Origin of the sequence: Pseudomonas sp. SG20052, from assembly GCF_031766055.1 — a bacterium.
GTDB lineage: Bacteria > Pseudomonadota > Gammaproteobacteria > Pseudomonadales > Pseudomonadaceae > Aquipseudomonas > Aquipseudomonas mandelii.
The window spans coordinates 5,942,579-5,967,094 of the sequence record NZ_CP134498.1; the positions used below are offsets into that span (position 1 = coordinate 5,942,579).

Consider the following 24,516-nt stretch of genomic DNA (forward strand, 5'->3'; position numbering starts at 1 on the left):
TTTGGCGCTGGATTATTTAAGAGCTTTCGCACCCAGCCCACTGGCGTTATCCTTGATTTCATCTTAATTGCCCCAGGGCGGCTAAATACGACCTTGAACGCACCCATAGAACCACATCGTTTTATCCTCGAGCCCTTTGAGGCCCGTCGCTTCGCCAATCTGTGCGGGCAATTCGACGAGCATCTGCGCTTGATCGAACAGCGCCTGACCATCGAGATCCGCAACCGCGGAAACCAGTTCGAGCTGATCGGCGAGCCCAAACACACCACCTCCGCGGAAAATCTGATTCGTCGTCTGTATCGGGAAACCAAAGGTACAGAGCTGTCGCCGGACACGGTTCACCTGTTCCTGCAGGAATCGGCCGTCGAAGAGCTGGACAACGTCTCCCCGTCCGAACCCTCCGTCGCCCTGCGCACCAAAAAAGGCATGATTCGCCCTCGCGGCTTGAATCAGCTGCGCTACGTGAAGGAAATCCTCGGTAACGACATCAATTTCGGCATCGGCCCGGCCGGTACCGGCAAGACCTATCTGGCCGTTGCCTGCGCGGTAGACGCGCTGGAACGCGAGCAGATTCGCCGCATCCTGCTGGTGCGTCCGGCGGTTGAAGCGGGCGAGAAGCTTGGCTTCCTGCCCGGCGACCTGTCGCAAAAGATCGACCCATACCTGCGCCCGCTCTACGACGCACTCTACGAGATGCTCGGCTTCGAACACGTCGCCAAGCTCATCGAACGCCAGGTGATCGAAGTTGCGCCACTGGCCTACATGCGCGGTCGCACGCTGAACAACAGTTTCATCATCCTCGACGAAAGCCAGAACACCACCGTCGAGCAGATGAAGATGTTCCTGACCCGGATCGGCTTCGGCTCCACGGCCGTCATCACCGGTGACATCACCCAGGTCGACCTGCCGAAAGGCACCAAGTCCGGGCTGCACCATGTGATTGAAGTACTCAAAGACGTGCCGGGTATCAGCTTCACCCATTTCATGCCCAAGGACGTTGTGCGCCATCCATTGGTGCAACGCATCGTCGAAGCCTACGAGCGCTTCGAGAATCGCGCGGCAGACGAAACACCAAAGGACAGTCGCCGCGATGCTTGAGCTTGATCTGCAACTGGCTACCCAGGCGCCGGCACCCAGCGAAGCCGAGTTCCGCCAATGGTGCGAACTGGCTCTGCGCCAGCGCACTGCCGACTCTGAAATGACCATTCGCCTGGTCGATGACGAAGAGGCCCGCGAGCTGAACCACACCTGGCGGCAAAAGAATTACGCCACCAACGTCCTGTCGTTTCCGGCCGATGTGCCTGACGAGTTTCTCGACATCCCGCTGCTGGGCGATCTGGTGATCTGCGTGGCCGTGGTCGAGCGCGAAGCCGCCGAACAGGGCAAGGAACTAAAGGCCCATTGGGCGCATCTGGTGATTCATGGCTGCTTGCATCTGCTGGGTTACGACCATATAGATGATGACGAAGCCGAAGAAATGGAAGCACTGGAACGAACGTTGCTTGCCGAGTTGGGCTTTCCCGACCCTTATGCGGACGACGAAACAGACACAACCCCTATCGTTACAACAAAGGATTCAGAGTAATCGCTATGAGCGAAGATCGATCGAGCAACGGGCAAAAGTCTTGGCTGGGTAAGCTCACCCAGGCTTTTGCCCACGAGCCGAAGAACCGCCAGGAGCTGCTGGAGCTGCTGCGCGACGCACACCAGAACAAACTGTTGGACAGCGAAGCGCTGGCCATCGTCGAAGGCGCCATCCAGGTCGCTGACCTGCAAGTACGGGACATCATGGTCCCGCGCTCGCAGATGATCAGCATCAAGGCGACCCAGACACCTCGCGAGTTCCTGCCTGCCGTGGTCGACTCGGCCCACTCCCGCTACCCGGTCATCGGCGAAAGCCACGATGATGTGATGGGCGTGTTGCTGGCCAAGGACTTGCTGCCGCTGATCCTCAAGGAGAACGGTGACAGCTTCAACATCAGGGACCTGCTGCGTCCGGCGACCTTCGTGCCCGAGTCCAAGCGCCTGAATGTGCTGCTGCGCGAGTTCCGCGCCAACCACAATCACATGGCCATCGTCATTGACGAATACGGCGGTGTCGCAGGCCTGGTGACCATTGAGGATGTGCTGGAACAGATCGTCGGCGACATCGAAGACGAGCACGACGTCGAAGAAGACAGCTACATCAAGCCGCTGCCCAGCGGTGACTTCCTGATCAAGGCCCTGACGCCGATCGAGAACTTCAACGAGTTCTTCGACAGCGAATTCTCCGACGACGAGTTCGACACCGTTGGCGGCCTGGTGATGAGCGCGTTCGGACACTTGCCAAAACGCAACGAAATCACTGAAATCGGCCCTTATCGCTTCCGCATCCTGAACGCCGACAGCCGTCGGATTCACTTGCTGCGCCTGACCCCTATCGCCCGATAAATCCAAGGATTGAAATGCATCGTATGACCCGCCCCGGCTGGCCCGGTAACCTGCTGGCCGTGGCGGCCGGTGCACTCACCACCCTGGCCCTGGCGCCGTTCGATATCTGGCCGTTGGCATTGCTGGCGGTCGGGTTCTTCTATGCCGGCTTGCGCGAACTGAGTCCCCGCCAGGCCCTGGGCCGTGGCTGGTGTTTCGGTTTTGGCTTGTTTGGCGCGGGTACCAGCTGGATCTATTACAGCATTCACCACTTCGGCGGCGCGTCAGTGCTGCTGGCCGGTTTCCTGATGCTGATCTTCACGGCCGCGATTGCCTGGTTCTTCGCCCTGCCCGCCTGGATCTGGGCGCGCTGGCTGCGTCGCAACGAAGCGCCGCTGGCCGATGCCTTGGCGTTTGCCGCGCTGTGGGTTGGCCAGGAAGCTTTTCGTGGCTGGTTTCTCACCGGTTTCCCATGGCTCTATTCCGGTTACAGCCAGCTCGACGGCCCATTGGCGGGGCTCGCACCCGTCGGCGGAATGTGGCTGATTTCCTTCACCCTGGCCCTGACGGCGGCGCTGATCTATAACGCCATGCGCCTGGTGCGCACGGGCCGTAAAGGTTTCATCGCCGCTGGCGTATTGCTGCTGGTCGGCCCCTGGGTGGCCGGCATGGCGCTGAAGGAACACGCCTGGACCAGCCCGGCGGGCCCGGCGCTGAGCGTTGCCGCCCTTCAGGGCAATATCGAACAAAGCATGAAGTGGGACCCGGCGCAGCTCAACGCGCAGCTGGCGCTGTACCGCGACATGAGTTTCAGCTCCAAACGGGTCGACCTGCTGATCTGGCCGGAAACAGCCGTCCCGGTGCTCAAGGAGTCCGCCGAGGGCTACCTGAACATGATGGGGAATTTCGCCGCCGAGCGTAAATCTGCGCTGATTACCGGCGTACCGATCCGTCAGGAAGTCCGACACGAGAAGCGCTTCTTCAACGGCATCACCGTCCTCGGTGAAGGCGACGGCACTTATCTCAAGCAGAAGCTGGTGCCGTTTGGCGAATATGTTCCGTTGCAGGAAGTACTGCGTGGGCTGATCGCGTTCTTCGACCTGCCGATGTCCGACTTTGCCCGTGGCCCGGCTGACCAGCCGATGCTGCAAGCCAAGGGTTATCAGATCGCGCCGTTCATCTGCTACGAAGTGGTCTACCCGGAATTCGCCGCCAGCCTGGCGGCCCGCAGTGAATTGCTGCTGACCATCAGCAACGACACCTGGTTCGGCACCTCCATCGGCCCGCTGCAACATTTGCAGATGGCGCAGATGCGCGCACTGGAGGCGGGCCGCTGGATGATCCGCGCCACCAACAACGGCGTCACCGGCCTGATCAACCCGTTCGGGCAGATCACGGTGCAGATCCCGCAGTTCGAACGCGGCATCCTGTACGGCGAAGTCGTGCCGATGCACAACCTGACGCCTTACCTGCAATGGCGCTCGTGGCCGCTGATCATCGTTTGTGTGTTGTTGTTTGGCTGGGCACTGGTGGCGAACCGGATGGCCAAGACCGTCTGACTCTGGCGAGGGAGCTTGCTCCCGCTCGGCTGCGCAGCAGCCGCAATACCGGCTAATGCGCTTTGTCAGCCAGAAATGGATTAGCCGGACTCAGGGCTGCTTCGCAGCCCGGCGGGAGCAAGCTCCCTCGCCACAGGTCATCAGTAAAACATTGAATACCCGATCTGCCCCACCGCCTCATTCAGCAACTGCCCGCTCTGCCAGATCGACTTGAATTCCGGCATCCAGCCGCCCAGTGGCCGGGCGTTGTCCACGCCTAAAAAGCCCACCGGTGCCGGCACCACTTCAAATCCCGCCTGCTGAAAGCTCCAGACTGATCGCGGCATGTGCCAGGCCTGCGTCACCACCACCACCCGTTTGATTCCCTGCGGCAGCAACACCTCGGCGCTGAACTGCGCGTTCTCCCACGTCGTGCGGCTGCGCCCTTCCTGCCAGCGCACGGTGACGCCAAAATCATCAAGCAATGAATCCGCCATCAACTTCGCTTCGGTCGGCGGCGTACCGTAATGCAGGCCGCCGCTGGTAAGAATGGGCAACCCGGAGGCCTTGGCCAGGCGTGCCGCATACCGTTCGCGCTCAAGACCTACGCCCGTCGGCTGATCAGCCCCCCAGGCAATATCGCCCCGCTCACGCCCCGAACCCAACACCACAATCGCATCCGCACGCTGACTCAGGGTGGCCCATTCCTCGCGCGCCAGTGGCGGCTCACTTTCCAGGGCCTTGGCGCCCCACTGCACCACCACCGGCAAACTCATTAACAGGAAGCCGCCGAACCCCAAGGCAAAGCACACACCCGCAAGCCGCGGCCTTGAGCGGCGCAACCACCACGCGAGCATCAACAGCAGCAAAAGAATGCCGGGAGGCAACAGAAGTTGTTTCACGAAATAACGAAAAGGCATCGAGCATCTCCATAAGATGCCCGAAGCCTAAGTGGGTTGACGCAATGCGACAACAAATGCGGAAGGACTATGCTTTAAAAAACATGGGTAATGGCTTGCAGCCGTTATTTGAATTGCAGAGACCGGACCTTTTCCGCGTCCCTGCCAGGTGCCTTGTCCTTGAGCCAGATGATCTTGGCCGAACGTGGTGCGTCGAGTTGCTTCACTGCTGCAGACAAGCATCCGTGCGTCTCACGTTCACTGCGATCCAGATAGGCTTTGACCAGTGCAAACTCTGCGGGGCTCAAACCACGCAGTTCCAGCTCCAGGGGACGCTCATCGCGTAGCCGGTCAGCGGTTTTTGCAGCGTCCAGGGCCATCCCCAGACGATCGATCAGTCTTTCGTACAGCTGCGGTTTCGTGACTTTTTGCTGTGACTCAACCATCCCTCACCTCATTGAAGATAAGACTCGCTCCCCATTTAGAGCTTAGCTTCCATGAACAAACCGGCTGGATGCCGCGACCAACGGCCCTCGCGGCAGTTTTCGCAAGACGCGCGGCAGTAATCAGGGTTTCCCTCGGTAGAGTGCGGTCATGTATGCTACGGCGCTTCCTGTAACTCCACTTCCAGCTCGTTCGGGCACTGAAACGTCGATTTGGCGTCGTCACCGTCCAGCGTTGCATTGAAGAGGATTAGGCCACCCCTATTCAGTTCAAAAGTAGCCATGCACGAACAATATCAGCCCCGTGAAATCGAAGCCGCCGCCCAATCGTTCTGGGACGAGCAAAAGTCCTTTGAAGTCAGTGAACAGCCAGGCAAGGAGACGTTCTACTGCCTGTCGATGTTCCCTTACCCCAGCGGCAAGCTACACATGGGGCACGTGCGCAACTACACCATCGGCGACGTGATCTCCCGCTACCAGCGCATGCAAGGCAAGAACGTCCTGCAACCCATGGGTTGGGACGCCTTCGGCATGCCGGCGGAAAACGCCGCGATGAAGAACAACGTAGCGCCCGCCAAGTGGACCTACGAAAACATCGCCTACATGAAAACCCAGCTGCGCAGCCTGGGCCTCGCGGTGGACTGGTCTCGCGAAGTCACCACCTGCAAGCCTGATTACTACCGCTGGGAACAATGGCTGTTCACTCGCCTGTTCGAAAAAGGCGTGATCTACAAGAAAAGCGGCACCGTGAACTGGGACCCGGTCGACCAGACCGTCCTGGCCAACGAACAGGTGATCGACGGTCGCGGCTGGCGTTCCGGCGCGCTGATCGAGAAGCGCGAAATCCCGATGTACTACTTCAAGATCACCGCCTACGCGGATGAGCTGCTGGAGAGCCTCGACGAACTGACGGGCTGGCCTGAACAGGTCAAGACCATGCAGCGCAACTGGATCGGCAAATCCCGCGGCATGGAAGTGCAGTTCCCGTACCACGTCGATTCCATCGGCGAAACCGGCGCGCTTAAAGTCTTCACCACCCGTCCAGACACCCTGATGGGCGCGACTTACGTCGCCGTGGCCGCCGAACACCCGCTGGCCACCCTGGCCGCGCAGAACAACCCTGAGCTGCAAGCGTTCATCGCTGAATGCAAAGGCGGCAGTGTTGCCGAAGCCGACGTCGCCACCCAAGAGAAAAAAGGCCTGCCGACCTCGCTGTTCGTCGAGCACCCGCTGACCGGTGAGAAGCTCCCGGTGTGGGTCGCCAACTATGTGCTGATGCACTACGGCGATGGCGCGGTGATGGCGGTTCCGGCTCACGACGAACGTGATTTCGAGTTCGCCACCAAGTACAACCTGCCGATCAAGTCCGTGGTGCGCACCAGTGTAGGTGATACCAACCCGGCTCCATGGCAGGACGCCTACGGCGAGCACGGCACGCTGATCAACTCCGGCGAGTTCGACGGCCTCGACTTCGCTGGCGCGTTCGACGCCATTGAAGTGGCGCTGATCAAGAAAAACCTCGGTGCCTCGCGCACCCAGTTCCGCCTGCGCGACTGGGGCATCAGCCGTCAGCGCTACTGGGGCTGCCCGATCCCGATCATCCACTGCACCACCTGCGGTGATGTGCCGGTCCCGGAAGATCAATTGCCTGTGGTACTGCCGGAAGACGTGGTGCCGGACGGCGCGGGCTCGCCATTGGCGCGCATGCCTGAGTTCTACGAGTGCGCTTGCCCGAAATGTGGCGCACCGGCCAAGCGTGAAACCGACACCATGGACACCTTCGTCGAGTCCTCGTGGTACTACGCCCGTTACGCCTCGCCACACTATGAAGGCGGTCTGGTTGAAAAATCGGCGGCCGACCACTGGTTACCGGTGGATCAGTACATCGGCGGTATCGAACATGCCATTCTTCACCTGCTGTACGCGCGTTTCTTCCACAAGTTGATGCGCGACGAAGGCCTGGTGAGCTCCAACGAGCCGTTCAAGAACCTGCTGACCCAGGGCATGGTGATCGCCGAGACTTACTACCGTCGTGAAGCCAACGGTGCTTACACCTGGTTCAACCCGGCGGACGTCGAACTCGAACGCGACAGCAAGGCCAAGGTCATCAGCGCCAAGCTGATTGCAGACGGTCTGCCGGTGGAAATCGGCGGCACCGAGAAGATGGCCAAGTCGAAGAACAACGGCGTCGACCCACAGTCGATGATCGACCAGTTCGGCGCCGACACCTGCCGTCTGTTCATGATGTTCGCCTCGCCACCTGACATGAGCGCGGAATGGTCCGACTCTGGCGTCGAGGGTTCGCACCGTTTCCTCAAGCGCGTCTGGCGCCTGGCTCAAGCCCATGTCACTCAGGGTTTGCCGGGCAAACTGGACGTCGCCAGCCTGAACGACGAGCAGAAAGCCATTCGTCGTTCGATCCACCTGGCCATCAAGCAGGCCAGCCACGATGTCGGCCAGAACCACAAATTCAACACCGCCATCGCCCAGGTGATGACGCTGATGAACGTGCTGGAGAAAGCCGCGCAAGGCACCGAACAGGATCGCGCACTGGTTCACGAAGGTCTGGAAGCCGTGACGTTGCTGCTGGCTCCGATCACCCCGCACATCAGCCACGAGCTCTGGCATCAACTGGGTCACGCTGGCCCGGTGATCGACGCCGGTTGGCCGGTGGTGGACGAAACCGCGCTGGTGCAGGACAGCCTGACGCTGGTCATCCAGGTCAACGGCAAGCTGCGCGGCCAGATCGAAATGCCGGCGACCGCGACTCGCGAAGAAGTCGAAGCCGCTGCCCGGGTCAACGAGAACGTGCTGCGCTTCGTCGACGGCCTGACTATTCGTAAAGTGATTGTAGTGCCCGGGAAACTGGTCAATATCGTCGCCAGCTAAAATTGGATCAGGCGCCAGGTGAGCCTGGCGCCGAGTAAAACCTTTCGGGCCGCACGATCGGCCCACATGGTTTCAAGGGGAGCAACAAGATGATCAAACGCAATTTGCTGGTGATGGGCCTCGCGGTCCTGTTGAGCGCCTGCGGGTTCCAGCTGCGCGGCACCGGCACCAATGAAATGGCGATCAGGGAGCTCGATCTGAGCGCCCGCAACGCCTACGGCGAAACCGTGACGCAATTGCGTCAGGTATTGCAAAGCAGCGGCGTCAAGGTTTACGCCGGAGCGCCGTACAAGCTTGTGTTGACGGATGAGCAGGAAAGCCAGCGCATTCTCAGCTACGCCGGTGCCGGCCGTACTGGCGAGTATCAGGTGAGCACCGTGCTGAACTACGACATCCGGGGTGCGCAAGGCCTGCCGCTGCTGAGCGACAAGCTCGAAGTGCAGAAGATCTTCATCCACGACGGCAACAACCTGGTGGGTTCCGACCAGGAAGCCAATACGGCTCGCACAGAAACCCGTCGCGAGTTGGTTCAACGCATGATGCTGCGCCTGTCACAACTCACGCCGACTCAGTTGGATCAGTTGCAACAGACCGCCGACGCCAAGGCAAAAGCCGAAGCCCAGGCACTGGAAGCGGCGCAGAAAGCTGAAGCGGAAACCCCGCGTCAGTCGCCTATCGAAATCCCGCAGCAATAAGACTTACGGGGCGCCCAGGCGCCCCGTTCGCCCTTTCTTATGAAACTCGCCCCCGCCCAACTCGCCAAACACCTGCAAGGTGCCCTCGCGCCGGTCTACGTCATCAGCGGCGATGACCCGCTGCTGTGCCAGGAAGCCGCCGACGCCATTCGTGCCGCCGCTCGCCAACAGGGTTTCGACGAACGCCAGGTCTTCGCCGCCGACGCCAGTTTCGACTGGGGGACGTTGCTGCAAGCCGGTGCAAGCATGTCGCTGTTCGCTGAAAAGCGCCTGCTGGAGCTGCGCTTGCCATCCGGCAAACCCGGTGACAAAGGCGCCGCTGCCTTCATCGAGTACTGCTCGCGCCCGGCCGAAGACACGGTGCTGCTGATCAGCCTGCCCAAGCTGGATGGCAGTGCACAGAAGACCAAGTGGGGCAAGGCGCTGGTCGAAGGGCAGCAGACGCAGTTCGTGCAGATCTGGCCGGTGGATGCCAACCAGTTGCCGAGCTGGATTCGTCAACGGTTGTCCCAGGCCGGGCTTTCCGCCAGCCAGGACGCCGTGGAACTGATTGCCGCGCGGGTCGAGGGCAACCTGCTGGCCGCCGCCCAGGAAATCGAAAAACTCAAGCTGATGGCCGAAGGTGGACAGATCACCGTCGAAACCGTGCAAGCAGCAGTGGCCGACAGTGCGCGCTTCGATGTGTTTGGCCTGACCGACGCGATTCTCAACGGCGAAGCCGCCCATGCCCTGCGCATCCTCGAAGGGTTACGAGGTGAAGGCGTCGAGCCACCGGTGATTCTCTGGGCGCTGGCCCGGGAGCTGCGTCTGCTGGCCAACCTTTCGCTGCAATACAGCCAGGGTGTGCCGCTGGACAAAGCCTTCAGCCAGGCTCGACCGCCGGTCTGGGACAAGCGCAAACCGCTGATGAGCAAAGCCCTGCAACGCTATCCGGCACAACGCTGGGCGCAGTTGTTGCTGGAAGCGCAGCGGATTGATGCGCAGATCAAGGGTCAGGCTGCCGGGTCACCGTGGATGAGTTTGAGTCGGTTGTCTTTGCTGATGGCGGGCCAACGGCTGACGTTGCCTGCGGAGTAAGGTTTTTTGTGGCGAGGGAGCTTGCTCCCGCTGGGTTGCGAAGCGACCCCGCTTATCCCTGAAAGCAGGGGACCGCTGCGCAGTCCAACGGGAGCAAGCTCCCTCGCCACAGATATCATTGCCTACGCAATGTGGGGACTAGACAGAACCCCAACTTCAGCAGATTATTTCCCCCGCAAAACCCACTCAATCGAGAGATCTGATCATGAGTAAAAAGCCATCCAAGCATGGCCCCAACAAGGCCAAATCCATCATCGCCCAGCCACTGTTCCGCAGCCGTCAGGAACGAGCCGGCAAGGGCAAAGGCAGCTACCGCCGCGAAGCCTTCCAGTCTAATAGCTGGGAGGCTTCTTACTTTCTGGCGGCCTGAAAGGCAAGCCATCGCTCAACATGTTAAGGTCTGCACCTGATTCGTATTCCCTGGACCTGTGCATGCCCCTTTGTATTTCCCGTCGTTGGCCCCTGCGCCAACTGATCGCTGCCTCCAGCCTCATTTTGCTTGTCGCCTGCGCGGAAAAACCGACCGCCGCCGACGCCCAGCCGCTTCAGCCCCTTCCCGTATCGACAGCCCCTGCGGTCATTCCGCCCGTGGTGCCGACCGGTGAAAACCTCGACCTCCAGCCCACCCAGACCTTCGCCGAATGGCAGGCGGGTTTCCGCAAAGACGCGCTAACCGCCGGCATCCGCGCCGATCTCTTCGACCGCGCCTTCGCCAATGTCAGCCTCGACACCAGCGTGATCCGCGCCGATCGCAGCCAACCCGAGTTCTCCCGCCCGGTGTGGGAATACCTCGACGGCGCCCTGTCGCCGCTGCGGGTACGCAAAGGTCAGGCGCTGGTCGGCCAATACGCTGACATTCTGCAAAGCATCGAGCAGCGCTACGGCGTTGATCGCCAGGCCTTGGTGTCGGTGTGGGGCATGGAGAGTAATTTCGGGCAGTTCCAGGGCAACAAGTCAGTGATCAACTCCCTGGCGACCCTGGCCTACGAAGGCCGGCGTCCGGGCTTTGCTCATGCGCAACTGATCGCCGCCCTGCAAATCCTGCAACAAGGCGATATCGAACCGGAGAAAATGCTCGGTTCCTGGGCCGGCGCCATGGGTCAGACCCAGTTCATCCCGACCACCTACAACACCCACGCCGTGGATTTCGACGGTGACGGCCGCCGCGACATCTGGGGCAGCCCGGCCGATGCGCTGGCCTCGACGGCGCACTATCTGCAAAGCTCCGGCTGGCAGAAAGGTCAACCGTGGGGCTTTGAAGTGCAGCTACCAGGCAGTTTCAACTACGTCCTGGCCGACGGCACGATTCGCAAGAGCGTCGCCGAATGGCAACAGTTGGGGGTCTCGCTGCCTAATGGCGCCCAGGTTCCGGCAGGTTCCGAACACCTGTCCGCCGCCCTGCTGCTGCCGGCCGGTTATCGTGGCCCGGCGTTCCTGGTGCTCGACAACTTCGCGCAATCCTCAAGTACAACAACTCGTCGTCTTATGCATTGGCGGTGAGCCTGTTGTCCGAGCGCTTCAGTGGTGGCGGCCTGATCAACGGCACCTGGCCAAAAGATGACTTGCCGTTGAGCCGCACTGAGCGAATCGAACTGCAAAGCCTGCTGAGTGCGCAGAATTACGATGCGGGCACGGCTGACGGGATCATCGGCGCGAACACTCGCAAGGCGATCCGCAGTGCACAACAGTCGTTTGGCTGGCCGGCGGATGGGTATCCGACGCACAAGTTGCTTGAAGGCCTGCGTAACCGCTAAAAAGCTTCGCGGGCAAGCCTCACTCCTACGGGATCACACCATCCTGCAGGAGAGAGGTTTACCCGCGAAGACTTACTGACAGGCGCTATCGCACTACCGCTTGACGACCACATCCTGTTCCAACACCAATTCCTTCTTCCCCGCATCCAGCCGAACCAGCGCGCCCATCGGCAACGTCAGGTTCGGATCGCAATGCCCGCTGCGCCACCCTGCCAACACCGGTATCCGCAACGGCTCGAACGTCTGCTTGAACAACCGCTCCAGCGCAAACGTATCAACCCCAGCCACATCGCCCACCAGCACGCCGCGCAACTTGCCCAGCGTGCCGGCCAGGCGCAGATGAGTCAGCAAGCGGTCGATGCGATACAGCGGTTCGTTGATGTCCTCAATGAAAAGAATGACGCCTTCAGCCTCCATCTCAAATGGCGTGCCCATGGTTGCGGCAATCATCGACAGATTGCCCCCCAGCAACCGGCCGTGAGCGATGCCGGGCTCGATCGTGGTCAGCGGCCAGGCCACCGGGTGCGAAAGCACACTGCCCGCCTTCACCTGCCCTCTGAGCATGTTGAAAAACGAAGACTCGGTCGGTTTTTGCTTCTCGCCCAGCAAATCGGCATTAAGCAGCGGACCATGAAAGGTCACAAAACCGGCGTAACGGCTGATCGCCACGTGCAGCGCAGTGATGTCGCTGTAGCCGATAAACGGCTTGGCGTTGTTTTGCAGCAATTCGAAATCGATGCGATCGAGCAGACGCGGCGTACCGTAACCGCCCCGCAGGCAAATGATCGCGTCGACTTCCGTGTCGGAGAACGCGGCGTGCAAGTCATTGAGCCGCACGTCGTCGCTGCCGGCCAGGTAGCCATCCTGTTCGTACACCCCGGGAAATATCCGCAGCGCATAACCGCGAGCGCGCATCCAGGCAACGGCTTTATCGGTGTCCAGCCCGGCAGGCCCGGCGGGCGCAATCACGCCGATCAGCCCTTCCGAGGGCAAGGCCGGAACGGCTGAGTGAGGAAACAGCGTGTGGGTCGGTCGAACAGTCATCCATGAATCTCCCTGCGTGAAAAGCTTCAGCACACAGTAGTCAGGAACGGGGACAAACAGAAGAGGATCAATCGCCCCGCAGGTTGCAGGAAAAGACGGTTGCGGCCGTAGGCACGGCCAACAAAAACGCCCGCAAGGCTGAAAAGCCTTACGGGCGCTTTATTACAGAGACGACATCAATTCAGCTTTGACCAGCTTCGCCTGCTCGTCGGCGTGGTACGAGGAACGCACCAACGGGCCGGAAGCGACGTTTTTGAAGCCCATTTTGTAGCCTTCCTCGGCGAACCAGGCGAAGGTATCCGGATGCACAAAACGCTCCACCGGCAAGTGACTGCGCGACGGTTGCAGGTATTGGCCCAGTGTCAGCATGTCGATGTCGTGTTCGCGCATGCGCTTCATGACTTCGATGACTTCTTCGTCGGTTTCGCCCAGGCCCAGCATCAGGCCGGACTTGGTCGGAATGTGCGGCATCATCTGCTTGAAGCGTTGCAGCAGGGTCAGCGACCACTGGTAATCCGAACCCGGACGCGCAGCCTTGTACAGGCGCGGCACGGTTTCCAGGTTGTGGTTGAACACATCCGGTGGCTCGGCGGCGGTGATTTCCAGCGCAACGTCCATGCGGCCGCGGTAGTCCGGGACCAGAGTTTCGAGCTGCACGTTCGGCGACAGTTTGCGAATCTCGCGGATGCAGTCGGCAAAGTGCTGGGCACCGCCGTCACGCAGGTCGTCGCGGTCGACCGAGGTGATCACCACGTACTTGAGTTTCAGGTCGGCGATGGCGATGGCCAGGCTTTCCGGCTCATTGACGTCCAGAGGCTTCGGACGACCGTGGCCAACGTCGCAGAACGGGCAGCGACGGGTGCAGATGTCGCCCATGATCATGAAGGTCGCGGTGCCGCCGGAGAAGCACTCGCCGAGGTTCGGGCAGGACGCCTCTTCGCACACGCTGTGCAGCTTGTGTTTGCGCAGCAGGGCCTTGATGCGGTCGACTTCCGGCGAAACCGGGATGCGCACGCGGATCCAGTCAGGTTTTTTCGGCAGTTCGGTGGTCGGAATGATCTTTACCGGGATACGTGCAACCTTCTCGGCGCCGCGCAGCTTGACGCCGGCTTCAACCTTGGCACGCGGGGCCGGACGCTCGGTAACATCCAGCGTCGGGATCATGGTTTGCACTGCATCAGTAGTCATATCAGTCGATTCCGCCCGTTAGGGTCGTCTGCTCAGCATAGTCGAGGTGTTTGACGAGCTGCGCGCGCAGCCGGGCACTTACCTCGGCAAATTCAATCGATCCTGCGTGATCGCTCAGCTGGGTCATCGCCAGCCCGGCGTAGCCGCAGGGATTAATCCGTCGAAACGGTTCCAGGTTCATGTCCACGTTCAGGGCCAGGCCATGAAAGGAACAACCGTGGCGGATCCGCAGACCCAGGGAGGCGATTTTCGCCCCATTGACATAGACACCCGGCGCATCAGGCTTGGCCGCTGCGGTCACGCCATAGCTGGCCAGCAGCTCGATCAGGCAGTGTTCCATGCGGGTGACCAGGTCACGCACGCCGAAACCCAGTTTGCGCACGTCGAGCAACAGGTAGGCCACCAACTGGCCGGGACCGTGGTAAGTCACCTGACCACCGCGATCGACCTGCACCACCGGGATATCCCCCGGCAGCAGCAAGTGCTCGGCCTTGCCGGCCTGGCCCTGGGTGAACACCGGCGGGTGTTCGACCAGCCAGATCTCGTCCGCGGCATTGCTGCCACGTTCGTTGGTGAAGCGTTGCATGGCATGCCAGACCGGCTCGTAAGCCATCTGGCCGAGCTCGCGAAAGCCCAGCGTGCCAGACATCACAGCACCATGTGCACGAAACCGGTAGCCCGCAGTTCGCTGTTGATGTCGTACAGCTGGTCTTGACCGGTGGCGATGATGTGCAACTGGATGGTGGTGTACTTGCCGTTGCTGCTCTGGCGTTCGTCCACCCTTTCATCGTTGATCGTTGCGTGCTTCTTAACGATATCGATGATCTTTTGCTTGATGTCCACAATGGTGTCGCCGATCACTTTGATCGGGTAATCATTGGAAGGAAATTCGATCTTTGGCGCCTTTACTTCGGTATCTGTCATGGCGTAACGGCCTCGTAAGCCGTGGCAACGGACATGGCCCCGCTCCGGATTGGAACGGGGCCATGCAAGTCCACACTAATTCAGTTGAACAAGCCGTAGAAGAATAGACGGATGCTATCCCACATGCGGCGGAAGATACCACCCTCCTCGACAGCGTCCAGGGCGATCAGGTCGGCGCTATGCACCACTTTGTCGTCCAGTTTCACTTCGACTTTACCGATTACGTCGCCCTTGGCGATAGGCGCAACCAGTTGCGGGTTCATGGTCATGCTGGCGGCGAGCTTTTTCAGCTGGCCTTTTGGCAGGGTCATGGTCAGGTCTTCAGCCAGGCCGGCCTTGACTTGATTGGTGCTGCCTTTCCAGACAGGGGCCTGAGCCAGCTCGGCACCTTTCTGATAGAAGGTCTGGGTTTCGAAGAAGCGGAAACCGTAGGTCAGCAGCTTCTGGGTTTCAGAAGCACGGGCCACTTCGCTGTTGGTGCCGAACACCACGGCGATCAGGCGCATGCCATCACGTACGGCCGAAGACACCATGCAGTAGCCGGCTTCGTCGGTGTGACCGGTTTTCAGACCGTCGACGGTCTTGTCACGCCACAGCAGCAGGTTGCGGTTAGGCTGCTTGATGCCGTTCCAGAAGAACTCTTTCTGCGAGTAGATCGCATAGTGAGCCGGGTCTTCGTGGATGATCGCGCGAGCCAGCACCGCCATATCGTGAGCCGACGAGTAGTGCTCAGGGTTCGGCAGACCGGTCGGGTTCATGAAGTGGCTGTTGGTCATGCCCAGATCGGCCACGGTTTTGTTCATCATGTCGGCGAACGCGTCTTCGCTGCCGGCGATGTGCTCGGCGAGCGCAACACTGGCGTCGTTACCCGACTGGATGATGATGCCGTGCAGCAGGTCGCTGACAGTGACTTGCGAACCCACCTTAATGAACATCCGCGAACCGCCGGTACGCCAGGCGTTTTCGCTGACGGTCACCGGATCGTTTTCACCGATCTGGCCACGACGGATTTCCAGGGTCGCGATGTACGCGGTCATCAGCTTGGTCAGGCTGGCCGGTGGCAGACGCTGGTCACCGTTGTTCTCGACCAGCACGTTACCGCTGCTGGCGTCCATGAGTACGTAGGATTTAGCGGCCAGTTGTGGTGGCGACGGCATCATCTCGACCGCGAACGCGGCAGGCGAGAGGAGCAGCGGGACTAGCAGACACAGGCGTTTGGCAAAGGTGGTGATGTTCATCCGTTTCTCGAAATCGCTAATGGAAACTGCCCGAAGGCAAAACTAATCAGATGGCCTTCTAACGGGCCATCGCGTGTTCAGTTGCTCACTCAGAACCCTTGCCGGGCTTTTGTTCTTCAACGAGCCAACAACCAGGTCCACCCCCCAAACCGCAAGCGAACCGTCAATCAAGTACTACGTATTATTCGGCGGTGACCACGCTCGGCGAACCGAGATTGGCCAGGCGCACACTGTTCTGCACTTGCTGGATTTCACCCGGCGAACCGATCGGCCCCAGGCGCACCCGATGCAGCGTCTGTTGATTACGCACGATCGAGCTGATGAACACCGGAGCGCTCACCATCCCGCTGAGCTTCGATCTCAGGAGTTCTGCAGCGTCCGGGTTGGCGAACGCGCCCACCTGCAGATACTGGCCAGAGGCTGGTACAGAAGCGTTTTTTTTTGCATCAATCTGCACGGGCACCACGGCCGCCGCGTGTTGCTGCGGCGGTGGCGTCCATTTCTCGACGGTGCCCGCCGAAGCGGTAATCGTCGGCGCGGCATTTTGCGCTACTTGCGGTTCGTTGAGCATCAAAGGCGCCGGACGGCCCTTTTGTGCCCACCACTGTTGCGGATCGATACCCTCGACCTTCACCCGTGCGGTGCCGGTTTCGGCGTAACCGAGTTTTTTCGCGGCGGCGTAGGACAAGTCGATGATGCGGTCCGAGTAGAACGGCCCGCGGTCGTTGACCCGCAGGATCACGCTCTTGTGGTTGTCCAGGTTGGTCACCCGGACGTAACTCGGCAGTGGCAATGTCTTGTGGGCGGCACTCATGCCGTACAGGTCGTACACCTCGCCATTGGCGGTGTTCTGACCGTGGAATTTGGTGCCGTACCAGGACGCCGTGCCCGAGGCGACGTAGGTCTTGGATTCTTGCAGCGGAAAGTAAGTCTTGCCCAGCACGGTGTAAGGATTGGCTTTGTAAGGACCGGAGTGCAGGGTCGGCGTGGCATCCGGGATGCGCGATACGTCGACGTCCCACCATGGCGCGCCGTCTTTGTGCGCCCGGTTGATGTCCAGGCCAGGCGTTGCGCGCACGGCCGTTGAAGGCTTTTGCGTCGGCGCGCGGCTGGTCGAACAACTGGCGACCAGCACCGCCAACGCGGCGAATGCCATCAGCTTCAGGGGTTTATTCATAGGCAATGCCCGCATTACTTGACGCCCCGTGCTTGGACCAGCTGTTCAGACAGTTGATGTACCGCCATGGCGTACATCACGCTGCGGTTATATCGCGTGATTGCGTAAAAATTCTTCAGGCCCATCCAGTACTCCGGGCCATTGTCACCTTCCAGGCGGAAAGCCGTGACCGGCATATCATCGCGCAGCGCATCATGACTCGACCAGCCCAAGGCTCGCAACTCCCCGACCGTTTTAGTCGGCTCGATGCCTGTCGTCAAACCTTCATCCACTTGCTCGCCACGCACATCGGCGCGACTGACCACCGGCTCGCCGGCGACCCAGCCGTGACGCTTGAAATAACTGGCGACGCTGCCGATGGCATCGTCCGGGTTGGTCCAGATATTAATGTGGCCGTCACCGTCGAAGTCCACCGCATAGGCGCGAAAGCTGCTCGGCATGAACTGCGGCAAACCCATGGCGCCGGCGTAAGAGCCTTTGAGAGTCAGCGGATCGACCTGCTCCTCACGGGCCAGCAACAGGAACTCACGCAACTCCTTGCGGAAGAATTCGGCACGGGGAGGATAGTCGAAACCCAGGGTGGATAAAGCGTCGATTACCCGGAAATTGCCGGTATTGCGGCCGAAAAAGGTCTCAACCCCGATGATCGAGACGATAACCTGAGCCGGCACGCCATATTCCTGCTCGGCACGGGCCAGTACCGCTTCGTGCTGACGCCAGAAGTCCACACCACGGGCGATGCGCGCGTCGGTGATGAACATCGGGCGATATTCGTTCCACTGCTTGACCCGCTCGGCGGGTTTCGAGATCGCGTCCAGAATCGACTGCTTGCGCTCGGCTTCGCGGAACACGCCCATCAGCTGTTCACCGGCAAAACCGTAGTCGCGGGTCATTTCACCGACGAATTCGGCCACCTGGGGTGAACCTTCGTAATCGCCGGCCAACGCGTCCTGCGTTGTGCCAAGGATGCTTACCAGGCCGACCCATGGCGCGTATCGAGTCGCCCAGCCGCGCATTACTTGCATTGACATCTTCACCTTATTCAAACCTGTGCGATCCACTTACGATGGGTATGGATCGACATCAAAACCCCAAACGCTGACAGCAGCGTCACCAGCGAAGTTCCTCCGTAGCTAATGAACGGCAACGGCACCCCCACGACCGGCAACAGGCCACTGACCATACCGATGTTGACGAAAACGTAAACAAAAAACGTCATGGTCAGGCTGCCCGCGAGCAATTTTCCGAACAATGTCTGGGCCTGGGCGGTTATCACCAGCCCACGACCGATCAACAACAGGTAAATCAACAGCAGTGCGCAGATGCCCACCAGGCCGAATTCTTCGCCCATCACCGCAATAATGAAGTCGGTGTGGCTTTCCGGCAGGAAGTCCAAGTGCGACTGAGTGCCGAGCAGCCAGCCTTTGCCGAACACGCCGCCGGAACCGATGGCGGCTTTCGACTGAATGATGTTCCAGCCGGTGCCGAGCGGATCGCTCTCGGGATCAAGGAACGTCAGGACGCGCTGCTTCTGGTAGTCGTGCATCACGAAGTACCACATGGCCACAGACACCGGCACGGCGGCAGCAATCACGCTGAGAATCCAGCGCCAGCGCAACCCGCCCATGAACAAGACGAAGGCGCCACCGGCGAGAATCAGCAGCGAAGTGCCGAGGTCCGGCTGACGCACGATCAGGATGAAGGGCAAGCCGATCAGGAACAGACTGACCCCCACATGCTTGAGCTGCGGCGGCAAGGTGCGCTTGGACAAGTACCAGGCGATGGTCGCCGGCATCAGAATCTTCATGAACTCCGAAGGCTGGAAACGGATCACCCCCGGGATATTGATCCAGCGCGTGGCGCCCATGGCGTTGTGGCCCATGACGTCCACCACCACCAGCAACAGCACGCCGATCACGTAACCGACCGGCACCCAACGCGCCATGAATCGCGGCTCGAACTGGGCGATGACGATCATCGACACCAGGCCGATGCCGAACGAAGTGGCTTGCTTGGCCAGCAGGTCCCAGCTCTTGCCACTGGCCGAATACAGCACGAACAGACTGCCGGCGGCGAGGGTCAGCAGCAGGATCAGCAGCGGGCCGTCGATGTGCATGCGTTGCAGCAGCGTCGCACGGCGACGCATCACATCCTCACTGGAGAGGATGCGATCGAAATTACTCTTCACGGGCCGTAGCCTCCGCACTGATAGGGCTGGCGTATTCGGCCTTCAACCGACCGTCCTGGTCCAGAAGCCAGGCGTCCATGATCTGACGCACCACAGGCGCTGCGACGCCGGAACCGGACTCGCCGTTCTCGACCATCACCGACACCACGATTTGCGGGTTGTCAGCCGGTGCGAAGCCGACGAACAAGGCGTGGTCACGATGGCGCTCCTGAACCTTGGAGCGGTCGTACTTCTCGCCCTGCTTGATCGCGACCACCTGGGCCGTACCACTTTTGCCCGCGATGCGGTATTGCGCACCGATCGCCGCTTTGCGCGCCGTACCCCGGGCGCCGTGCATCACCTGCTGCATGCCATGGTTGACCTTGGTCCAGTCGGACGGGTCGCGCAGGATGATGTCCGGCATCGGGTTGTCATCCTTCGGCCGCTCGCCTTCGACGGTCTTGGCCAGGTGCGGACGGTTCCAGACACCCTTGCTCGCGACCAGCGCTGTGGCTTGGGCCAATTGCAATGGCGTTGATTGCATGTAGCCCTGACCAATCCCGAGAATCAGCGTTTCGCCCGGGAACCAGGCCTGACGCCGGGTTGCACGCTTCCACTCACGTGTCGGCATCAGCCCCGGCGACTCCTCGAACATGTCCAGCGAAACCTTCTGGCCGATGCCGAACTTGCTCATATACGCCGACAGCCGATCGATCCCCAGTTTGTGAGCCAGATCGTAGAAATAGGTGTCGTTGGACCGCATGATCGCCGTGTCGAGGTCCACGTAGCCGTCACCGGTACGGTTCCAGTTACGGTATTTGTGGTCATAGTTGGGCAGCTGGTAGTAGCCGGGGTCGTACACCCGACTTGATGCAGTCACGACACCGGCATCCAGGCCGGCAATCGCCACCGCCGGCTTGATGGTCGAACCCGGCGGGTACAAACCGCGCAGCACGCGGTTGAACAGCGGCCGGTCGATGGAATCGCGCAGCTCGGCATAGGCCTTGAAGCTGATGCCGGTGACGAACAGGTTCGGATCGAAACTCGGCGCACTGACCATCGCCAGCACCTCGCCGGTTTTCGGATCGAGCGCCACCACGGCGCCACGACGACCGCCAAGTGCGGCTTCGGCGGCTTCTTGCAATTTGATGTCCAGGCTCAGGACGATGTCCTTGCCGGGAATCGGATCGGTACGCTTGAGCACGCGCAATACGCGGCCGCGAGCGTTGGTTTCGACTTCTTCGTAGCCCACCTGACCGTGCAGCTCCGGCTCGTAGAAACGCTCGATGCCGGTTTTGCCGATGTGGTGCGTGCCGCTGTAATTGACCGGATCGAGAGACTTCAGCTCTTTCTCGTTGATCCGCCCCATGTAACCCACCGAGTGCGCAAAGTGCGGGCCCTGCGGGTAGTGACGCACCAACTGCGCGACCACTTCCACGCCCGGCAGACGGAACTGATTCACCGCGATACGGGCGATCTGCTCCTCAGACAGCTCGAACAGGATCGGCACCGGCTCGAACGGACGACGCCCTTGACGCATGCGCTTCTCGAAGATCACCCGGTCCTCGGGCGTCAGCTCCAGCACTTCGACGATCACGTCGAGCACTTGCTGCCAGTCACCGGACCGTTCGCGGGTCATGCTCAGGCTGAAGCTGGGCCGGTTATCGGCCACCACCACGCCATTGCGGTCGAAGATCAACCCGCGGGTCGGCGGAATCGGCTGTACGTGGACGCGGTTGTTTTCCGACAGGGTCGAGTGGTACTCGTACTGAATCACCTGGAGGAAATACAGCCGCGCGATCAGCACGCAGATCAGCAACACCACCGCAATAGCCCCGAACACGACGCGGCCACGCACCAGACGGGCGTCTTTTTCGTGGTCCTTGATGCGGATCGGCTGGGGCATGAGGGCAGAACTACTTGTGGTAAGGGTGGCCGGACAGAACTGTCCAGGCACGATACAGCTGTTCACCGATCAGAATCCGCACCAGCGGGTGCGGCAACGTCAACGGCGACAACGACCAGCGCTGATCGGCCCGCGCACAGACTTCCGGCGCCAGCCCTTCGGGGCCGCCGACCATGAAGTTCACCGTGCGCGAGTCCAGCCGCCAGCGATCGAGCTCGACCGCCAACTGCTCGGTGCTCCAGGGCTTGCCGTGGACTTCCAGGGTCACAACACGCTCATTCGGCCCGACCTTGGCCAGCATGGCTTCGCCTTCCTGACGGATGAAGCGCGCCACGTCGGCGTTCTTGCCACGGGTGTTGAGCGGTATTTCCACCAGTTCCAGCGCCAGCTCGGACGGAAGACGCTTGGCATATTCATGCCAGCCTTCTTCCACCCACTTGGGCATGCGGGAGCCGACGGCGATCAGTCGCAGTCGCACAGCGGTCCCTTATTGCTGGTCTTTGTTGAGCTTGACGAAGTGCTCATGGGTGTTTTCCGGACTGTGGTGAGCCGCGTTCAGAGCACGGCTCTGCTCTGCACCGGACCACAGACGCTCGAGGTCGTAAAACTGACGAGCCGAGGCGGTCATCATGTGCACGATGACATCATCCATATCCAGCAGCACCCAGTCGCTGTCGCCCTTGCCTTCTTCACCCAGTGGCTTGACGCCCAGGGCTTTGACGGCTTCGCGAACCTTGTCCAGCATCGCGCCGATCTGGCGGTTGGAGGTACCGGTCGCGATGATCATGTAGTCAGTGATGCTCTGCTTTTCACGAACGTCGATGACCTGGATGTCCTGGCCCTTCACGTCTTCCAGGGCGGCTACGGCCACCTTGACCAGCTCGTCACCTTTCAGAGGTTCAGTGGTGAGAACCGGCTCAGGCAGCGGGGCGCTTTTGAACGTGCCTTTGCGCTTTACTTTAGTTACGTCTTTGTTCGTCATATAAAACTCGTTTTGCTCGTATGTTCGGGCGCTTCAATACACGTCATTACGTGCCTGGAAGCGTGCCCTCTTTTCAGTTCGACGCACGGTAGAGACCGTGCGCATCGATGTAGGCCAGGACCGCGTCGGGCACCAGGAAACGTACCGACTTACCGCTGGCCAGCAGTTGACGGATCTGGGTGGCGGATACCGCGAGCGGCGTCTGCCAGACGAATGCAATCTGTCCGCTCGGCCCTTTGAGGGCCAGCGGGTCGCTCACCGAGCGTGCCGCCAACAGATTGCGCAAGGCATCCGGCGGTTCGCTGTCGGCATCCGGGCGTTGCAGCACCAGGATGTGGCAATGCTGGAGCAACTCTTCCCAGCGGTGCCAAGTGGGCAGGCCGCAAAATGCGTCCCAGCCCAAAAGTAGAAAAACCTGGTCAGAGACGGCCAGTTCGGCGCGCATCAGTTCCAGGGTGTCGATGGTGTAGGACGGTTTGTCCCGCTGCAATTCGCGGGCGTCCACCACCAACGGCGCCACACCGGCCACCGCGCACTCGACCATCGCCAGACGGTCCTTTGCCGACACCTGCGGCGTACCGCGATGCGGCGGCCTGGCACTGGGTGTCAGGCGTAACTCATCGAGCGACAGCGACTCGGCGACTTCCAGCGCACCGCGCAAATGGCCGATGTGCACCGGGTCGAACGTCCCGCCCAGCACGCCAATGCGTCTTGGCGCAGGCTCGCTGGCAGTTTGCGGTGCTGACGGTTTGAGGTCGCCCAAGTCAGACCGACGCCTGGCCGCGCAACTGGCCATCACCGACCACGATGTACTTCTCGCAGGTCAGACCTTCGAGACCCACCGGGCCGCGGGCGTGCAGCTTATCAGTAGAAATGCCAATCTCGGCACCCAATCCGTATTCAAAGCCATCGGCGAAGCAGGTCGGCGTGTTGATCATCACCGATGACGAATCGACCTCCGCCACAAAACGCCGGGTGTCGGCGAGGTTTTCGCTGACGATCGAGTCGGTGTGATGCGAACCGTACTGATTGATGTGTTCGATCGCCTGGTCCAGCCCGTCAACGACGCGGATCGAAAGAATCGGCGCCAGGTATTCGGTGCTCCAGTCTCCTTCGCTGGCCGCCACGGCATCGATGATCGCCCGGGTACGTTCGCAACCGCGCAGTTCGACGCCTTTTTCGCGGAACTGTGCAGCCATCGACGGCAGGAAATCCTTGGCAACGGCTTGATCCACCAGCAGCGTCTCCATCGCACCGCAGATGCCGTAACGGTAAGTCTTGGCATTGAAGGCGATGCGCTGGGCTTTCGGCAGATCGGCGTGGGCGCTGACGTAGACGTGGCAGATGCCGTCCAGATGTTTGATCACCGGCACGCGGGCATCGCGGCTGACGCGTTCGATCAGGCCACGGCCACCACGGGGCACGATGACATCGACGTATTCCGGCATGGTGATCAACGCGCCAACGGCCGCACGATCGGTGGTTTCGACCACTTGCACCACGGCAGCCGGCAGCTCGGCTTCGGCCAGGCCGCGCTGGATGCAGGCGGCAATGGCGCGATTGGAATTGATTGCCTCGGAACCGCCACGCAGGATCGTCGCGTTGCCCGACTTCAGGCAAAGGCTCGCGGCATCGATGGTTACGTTCGGCCGGGATTCGTAGATGATCCCGATCACGCCCAACGGCACGCGCATCTTGCCGACCTGGATGCCCGACGGCCGATAGCTCATGTCGCGAATCGCGCCGACCGGGTCCGGCAGTGCCGCCACCTGACGCAAACCGACGATCATGCCGTCGATGCGCTCCGGGGTCAGCGCCAGACGCTCAAGCAATGCCGGCTCAAGACCATTGGCGCGGCCTGCGGCCAAATCCAGTTCATTGGCAGCCGTCAGCTCGGCGCGTGCAGCGTCCAGCGCATTGGCAGCCGCCTGCAACGCGCGGTTCTTCTGCGCAGTGCTGGCACGGCCAATGACGCGAGAAGCCTCGCGGGCGGCGCGACCCAGGCGGGTCATATAGTCAAGAACGGACTCAGTCATGGTCTGTGGGGGTCTTTGCTAAGGTCTTGGTAAAGAGTAAAGCGGCAGATTATAGCTGTCGCGTCCCGGGACTAACAGCGGTGACGGGCGGATGGTCGAAATGGAGGGCAATTTGCCGACGTTCAGCCGGGATTAAGCTGCACATTGTTA

23 protein-coding genes and 1 pseudogene are annotated in these 24,516 nt (G+C 60.8%); 9 read left to right on the plus strand and 15 right to left on the minus strand.

Annotation, left to right across the window (positions count from 1 at the left end):
* The first annotated feature begins 93 nt into the window (after window positions 1-93).
* The 4 genes from RHP74_RS27315 to lnt are packed head-to-tail and all read left to right on the plus strand — an operon-like array spanning window position 94 to window position 3,968.
* Complete coding sequence (locus RHP74_RS27315; RefSeq protein WP_010467382.1) at window positions 94-1,098, plus strand: PhoH family protein; 1,005 nt, start codon at window positions 94-96, stop codon at window positions 1,096-1,098.
* Window positions 1,091-1,585 carry an rRNA maturation RNase YbeY gene (ybeY, locus tag RHP74_RS27320; RefSeq protein WP_102594332.1) on the plus strand — a complete coding sequence of 165 codons (495 nt, stop codon included), beginning with the start codon at window positions 1,091-1,093 and terminating at the stop codon, window positions 1,583-1,585. Before RHP74_RS27315 ends, ybeY begins: the two co-directional genes overlap by 8 nt.
* Window positions 1,586-1,590: 5 nt before the next feature.
* Window positions 1,591-2,430: an HlyC/CorC family transporter gene (locus RHP74_RS27325; protein WP_010467380.1), complete on the plus strand. Its 840-nt coding sequence runs from the start codon at window positions 1,591-1,593 to the stop codon at window positions 2,428-2,430.
* A gap of 14 nt (window positions 2,431-2,444) precedes the next feature.
* Window positions 2,445-3,968 (plus strand): apolipoprotein N-acyltransferase, encoded by a 1,524-nt coding sequence (gene lnt / locus RHP74_RS27330; RefSeq protein ID WP_077749950.1) that lies wholly within the window; start codon window positions 2,445-2,447, stop codon window positions 3,966-3,968.
* 140 nt (window positions 3,969-4,108) lie between these two features.
* Here lnt and RHP74_RS27335 read toward each other — a convergent pair whose 3' ends face one another.
* Together RHP74_RS27335 and RHP74_RS27340 are read right to left on the minus strand one after the other, a co-directional pair.
* Window positions 4,109-4,867, minus strand: coding sequence for a YdcF family protein (locus RHP74_RS27335; RefSeq protein WP_010467378.1), 759 nt, complete (start codon window positions 4,865-4,867; stop codon window positions 4,109-4,111).
* Between the two features lie 104 nt (window positions 4,868-4,971).
* A complete protein-coding gene (locus RHP74_RS27340; RefSeq protein WP_010467377.1) occupies window positions 4,972-5,292 on the minus strand; it encodes a hypothetical protein in 321 nt (106 codons plus the stop codon).
* Window positions 5,293-5,571: 279 nt separating this feature from the next.
* Here RHP74_RS27340 and leuS point away from each other — a divergent pair, with 279 nt between their 5' ends.
* From leuS to RHP74_RS27365, 5 genes and pseudogenes are all read left to right on the plus strand, one after another.
* Complete coding sequence (leuS, locus tag RHP74_RS27345) at window positions 5,572-8,178, plus strand: leucine--tRNA ligase (RefSeq protein ID WP_010467376.1); 2,607 nt, start codon at window positions 5,572-5,574, stop codon at window positions 8,176-8,178.
* Between the two features lie 89 nt (window positions 8,179-8,267).
* On the plus strand, window positions 8,268-8,873 hold the full coding sequence (gene lptE, locus RHP74_RS27350) for an LPS assembly lipoprotein LptE (RefSeq protein WP_311096730.1): 606 nt from the start codon (window positions 8,268-8,270) through the stop codon (window positions 8,871-8,873).
* Between the two features lie 39 nt (window positions 8,874-8,912).
* Window positions 8,913-9,950 (plus strand): DNA polymerase III subunit delta, encoded by a 1,038-nt coding sequence (gene holA / locus RHP74_RS27355; protein WP_077749946.1) that lies wholly within the window; start codon window positions 8,913-8,915, stop codon window positions 9,948-9,950.
* A gap of 205 nt (window positions 9,951-10,155) precedes the next feature.
* Window positions 10,156-10,320, plus strand: coding sequence for an alternative ribosome rescue factor ArfA (arfA, locus tag RHP74_RS27360; RefSeq protein ID WP_003176285.1), 165 nt, complete (start codon window positions 10,156-10,158; stop codon window positions 10,318-10,320).
* Window positions 10,321-10,382: 62 nt separating this feature from the next.
* Window positions 10,383-11,704: pseudogene (locus RHP74_RS27365) on the plus strand (lytic murein transglycosylase).
* A 93-nt stretch (window positions 11,705-11,797) separates the two neighbouring features.
* On the opposite strand, the gene RHP74_RS27370 reads toward RHP74_RS27365, so the two are convergent.
* From RHP74_RS27370 to RHP74_RS27430, 13 genes are all read right to left on the minus strand, one after another.
* A complete protein-coding gene (locus RHP74_RS27370; RefSeq protein ID WP_311096731.1) occupies window positions 11,798-12,748 on the minus strand; it encodes an LD-carboxypeptidase in 951 nt (316 codons plus the stop codon).
* A 162-nt stretch (window positions 12,749-12,910) separates the two neighbouring features.
* A complete protein-coding gene (gene lipA, locus RHP74_RS27375; RefSeq protein WP_010467371.1) occupies window positions 12,911-13,936 on the minus strand; it encodes a lipoyl synthase in 1,026 nt (341 codons plus the stop codon).
* 1 nt (window position 13,937) lies between these two features.
* On the minus strand, window positions 13,938-14,585 hold the full coding sequence (gene lipB / locus RHP74_RS27380; protein WP_010467370.1) for a lipoyl(octanoyl) transferase LipB: 648 nt from the start codon (window positions 14,583-14,585) through the stop codon (window positions 13,938-13,940).
* Window positions 14,585-14,860: a DUF493 domain-containing protein gene (locus RHP74_RS27385; RefSeq protein WP_010467369.1), complete on the minus strand. Its 276-nt coding sequence runs from the start codon at window positions 14,858-14,860 to the stop codon at window positions 14,585-14,587. Before RHP74_RS27385 ends, lipB begins: the two co-directional genes overlap by 1 nt.
* Window positions 14,861-14,940: 80 nt before the next feature.
* A complete protein-coding gene (locus tag RHP74_RS27390; protein ID WP_010467368.1) occupies window positions 14,941-16,098 on the minus strand; it encodes a D-alanyl-D-alanine carboxypeptidase family protein in 1,158 nt (385 codons plus the stop codon).
* A 181-nt stretch (window positions 16,099-16,279) separates the two neighbouring features.
* Window positions 16,280-17,290: a septal ring lytic transglycosylase RlpA family protein gene (locus RHP74_RS27395; protein WP_311096732.1), complete on the minus strand. Its 1,011-nt coding sequence runs from the start codon at window positions 17,288-17,290 to the stop codon at window positions 16,280-16,282.
* Window positions 17,290-18,300 carry a lytic murein transglycosylase B gene (gene mltB, locus RHP74_RS27400; protein WP_010467366.1) on the minus strand — a complete coding sequence of 337 codons (1,011 nt, stop codon included), beginning with the start codon at window positions 18,298-18,300 and terminating at the stop codon, window positions 17,290-17,292. Before mltB ends, RHP74_RS27395 begins: the two co-directional genes overlap by 1 nt.
* 17 nt (window positions 18,301-18,317) lie before the next feature.
* The gene (gene rodA, locus RHP74_RS27405; RefSeq protein WP_049870746.1) at window positions 18,318-19,421 is read right to left on the minus strand and encodes a rod shape-determining protein RodA; all 1,104 of its coding nucleotides are present in this window, start codon (window positions 19,419-19,421) and stop codon (window positions 18,318-18,320) included.
* A gap of 31 nt (window positions 19,422-19,452) precedes the next feature.
* Window positions 19,453-21,348, minus strand: coding sequence for a penicillin-binding protein 2 (gene mrdA, locus RHP74_RS27410; RefSeq protein WP_010467364.1), 1,896 nt, complete (start codon window positions 21,346-21,348; stop codon window positions 19,453-19,455).
* 10 nt (window positions 21,349-21,358) lie between these two features.
* Window positions 21,359-21,826: a 23S rRNA (pseudouridine(1915)-N(3))-methyltransferase RlmH gene (gene rlmH / locus RHP74_RS27415; protein WP_007937439.1), complete on the minus strand. Its 468-nt coding sequence runs from the start codon at window positions 21,824-21,826 to the stop codon at window positions 21,359-21,361.
* Window positions 21,827-21,835: 9 nt separating this feature from the next.
* Window positions 21,836-22,330 carry a ribosome silencing factor gene (rsfS, locus tag RHP74_RS27420; protein ID WP_010467363.1) on the minus strand — a complete coding sequence of 165 codons (495 nt, stop codon included), beginning with the start codon at window positions 22,328-22,330 and terminating at the stop codon, window positions 21,836-21,838.
* Between the two features lie 73 nt (window positions 22,331-22,403).
* Entirely contained in the window at window positions 22,404-23,093 is a 690-nt protein-coding gene (gene nadD / locus RHP74_RS27425) for a nicotinate-nucleotide adenylyltransferase (RefSeq protein ID WP_162179689.1), read from the minus strand.
* A 1-nt stretch (window position 23,094) separates the two neighbouring features.
* The gene (locus RHP74_RS27430) at window positions 23,095-24,366 is read right to left on the minus strand and encodes a glutamate-5-semialdehyde dehydrogenase (RefSeq protein ID WP_311096733.1); all 1,272 of its coding nucleotides are present in this window, start codon (window positions 24,364-24,366) and stop codon (window positions 23,095-23,097) included.
* Window positions 24,367-24,516: the final 150 nt, after the last annotated feature.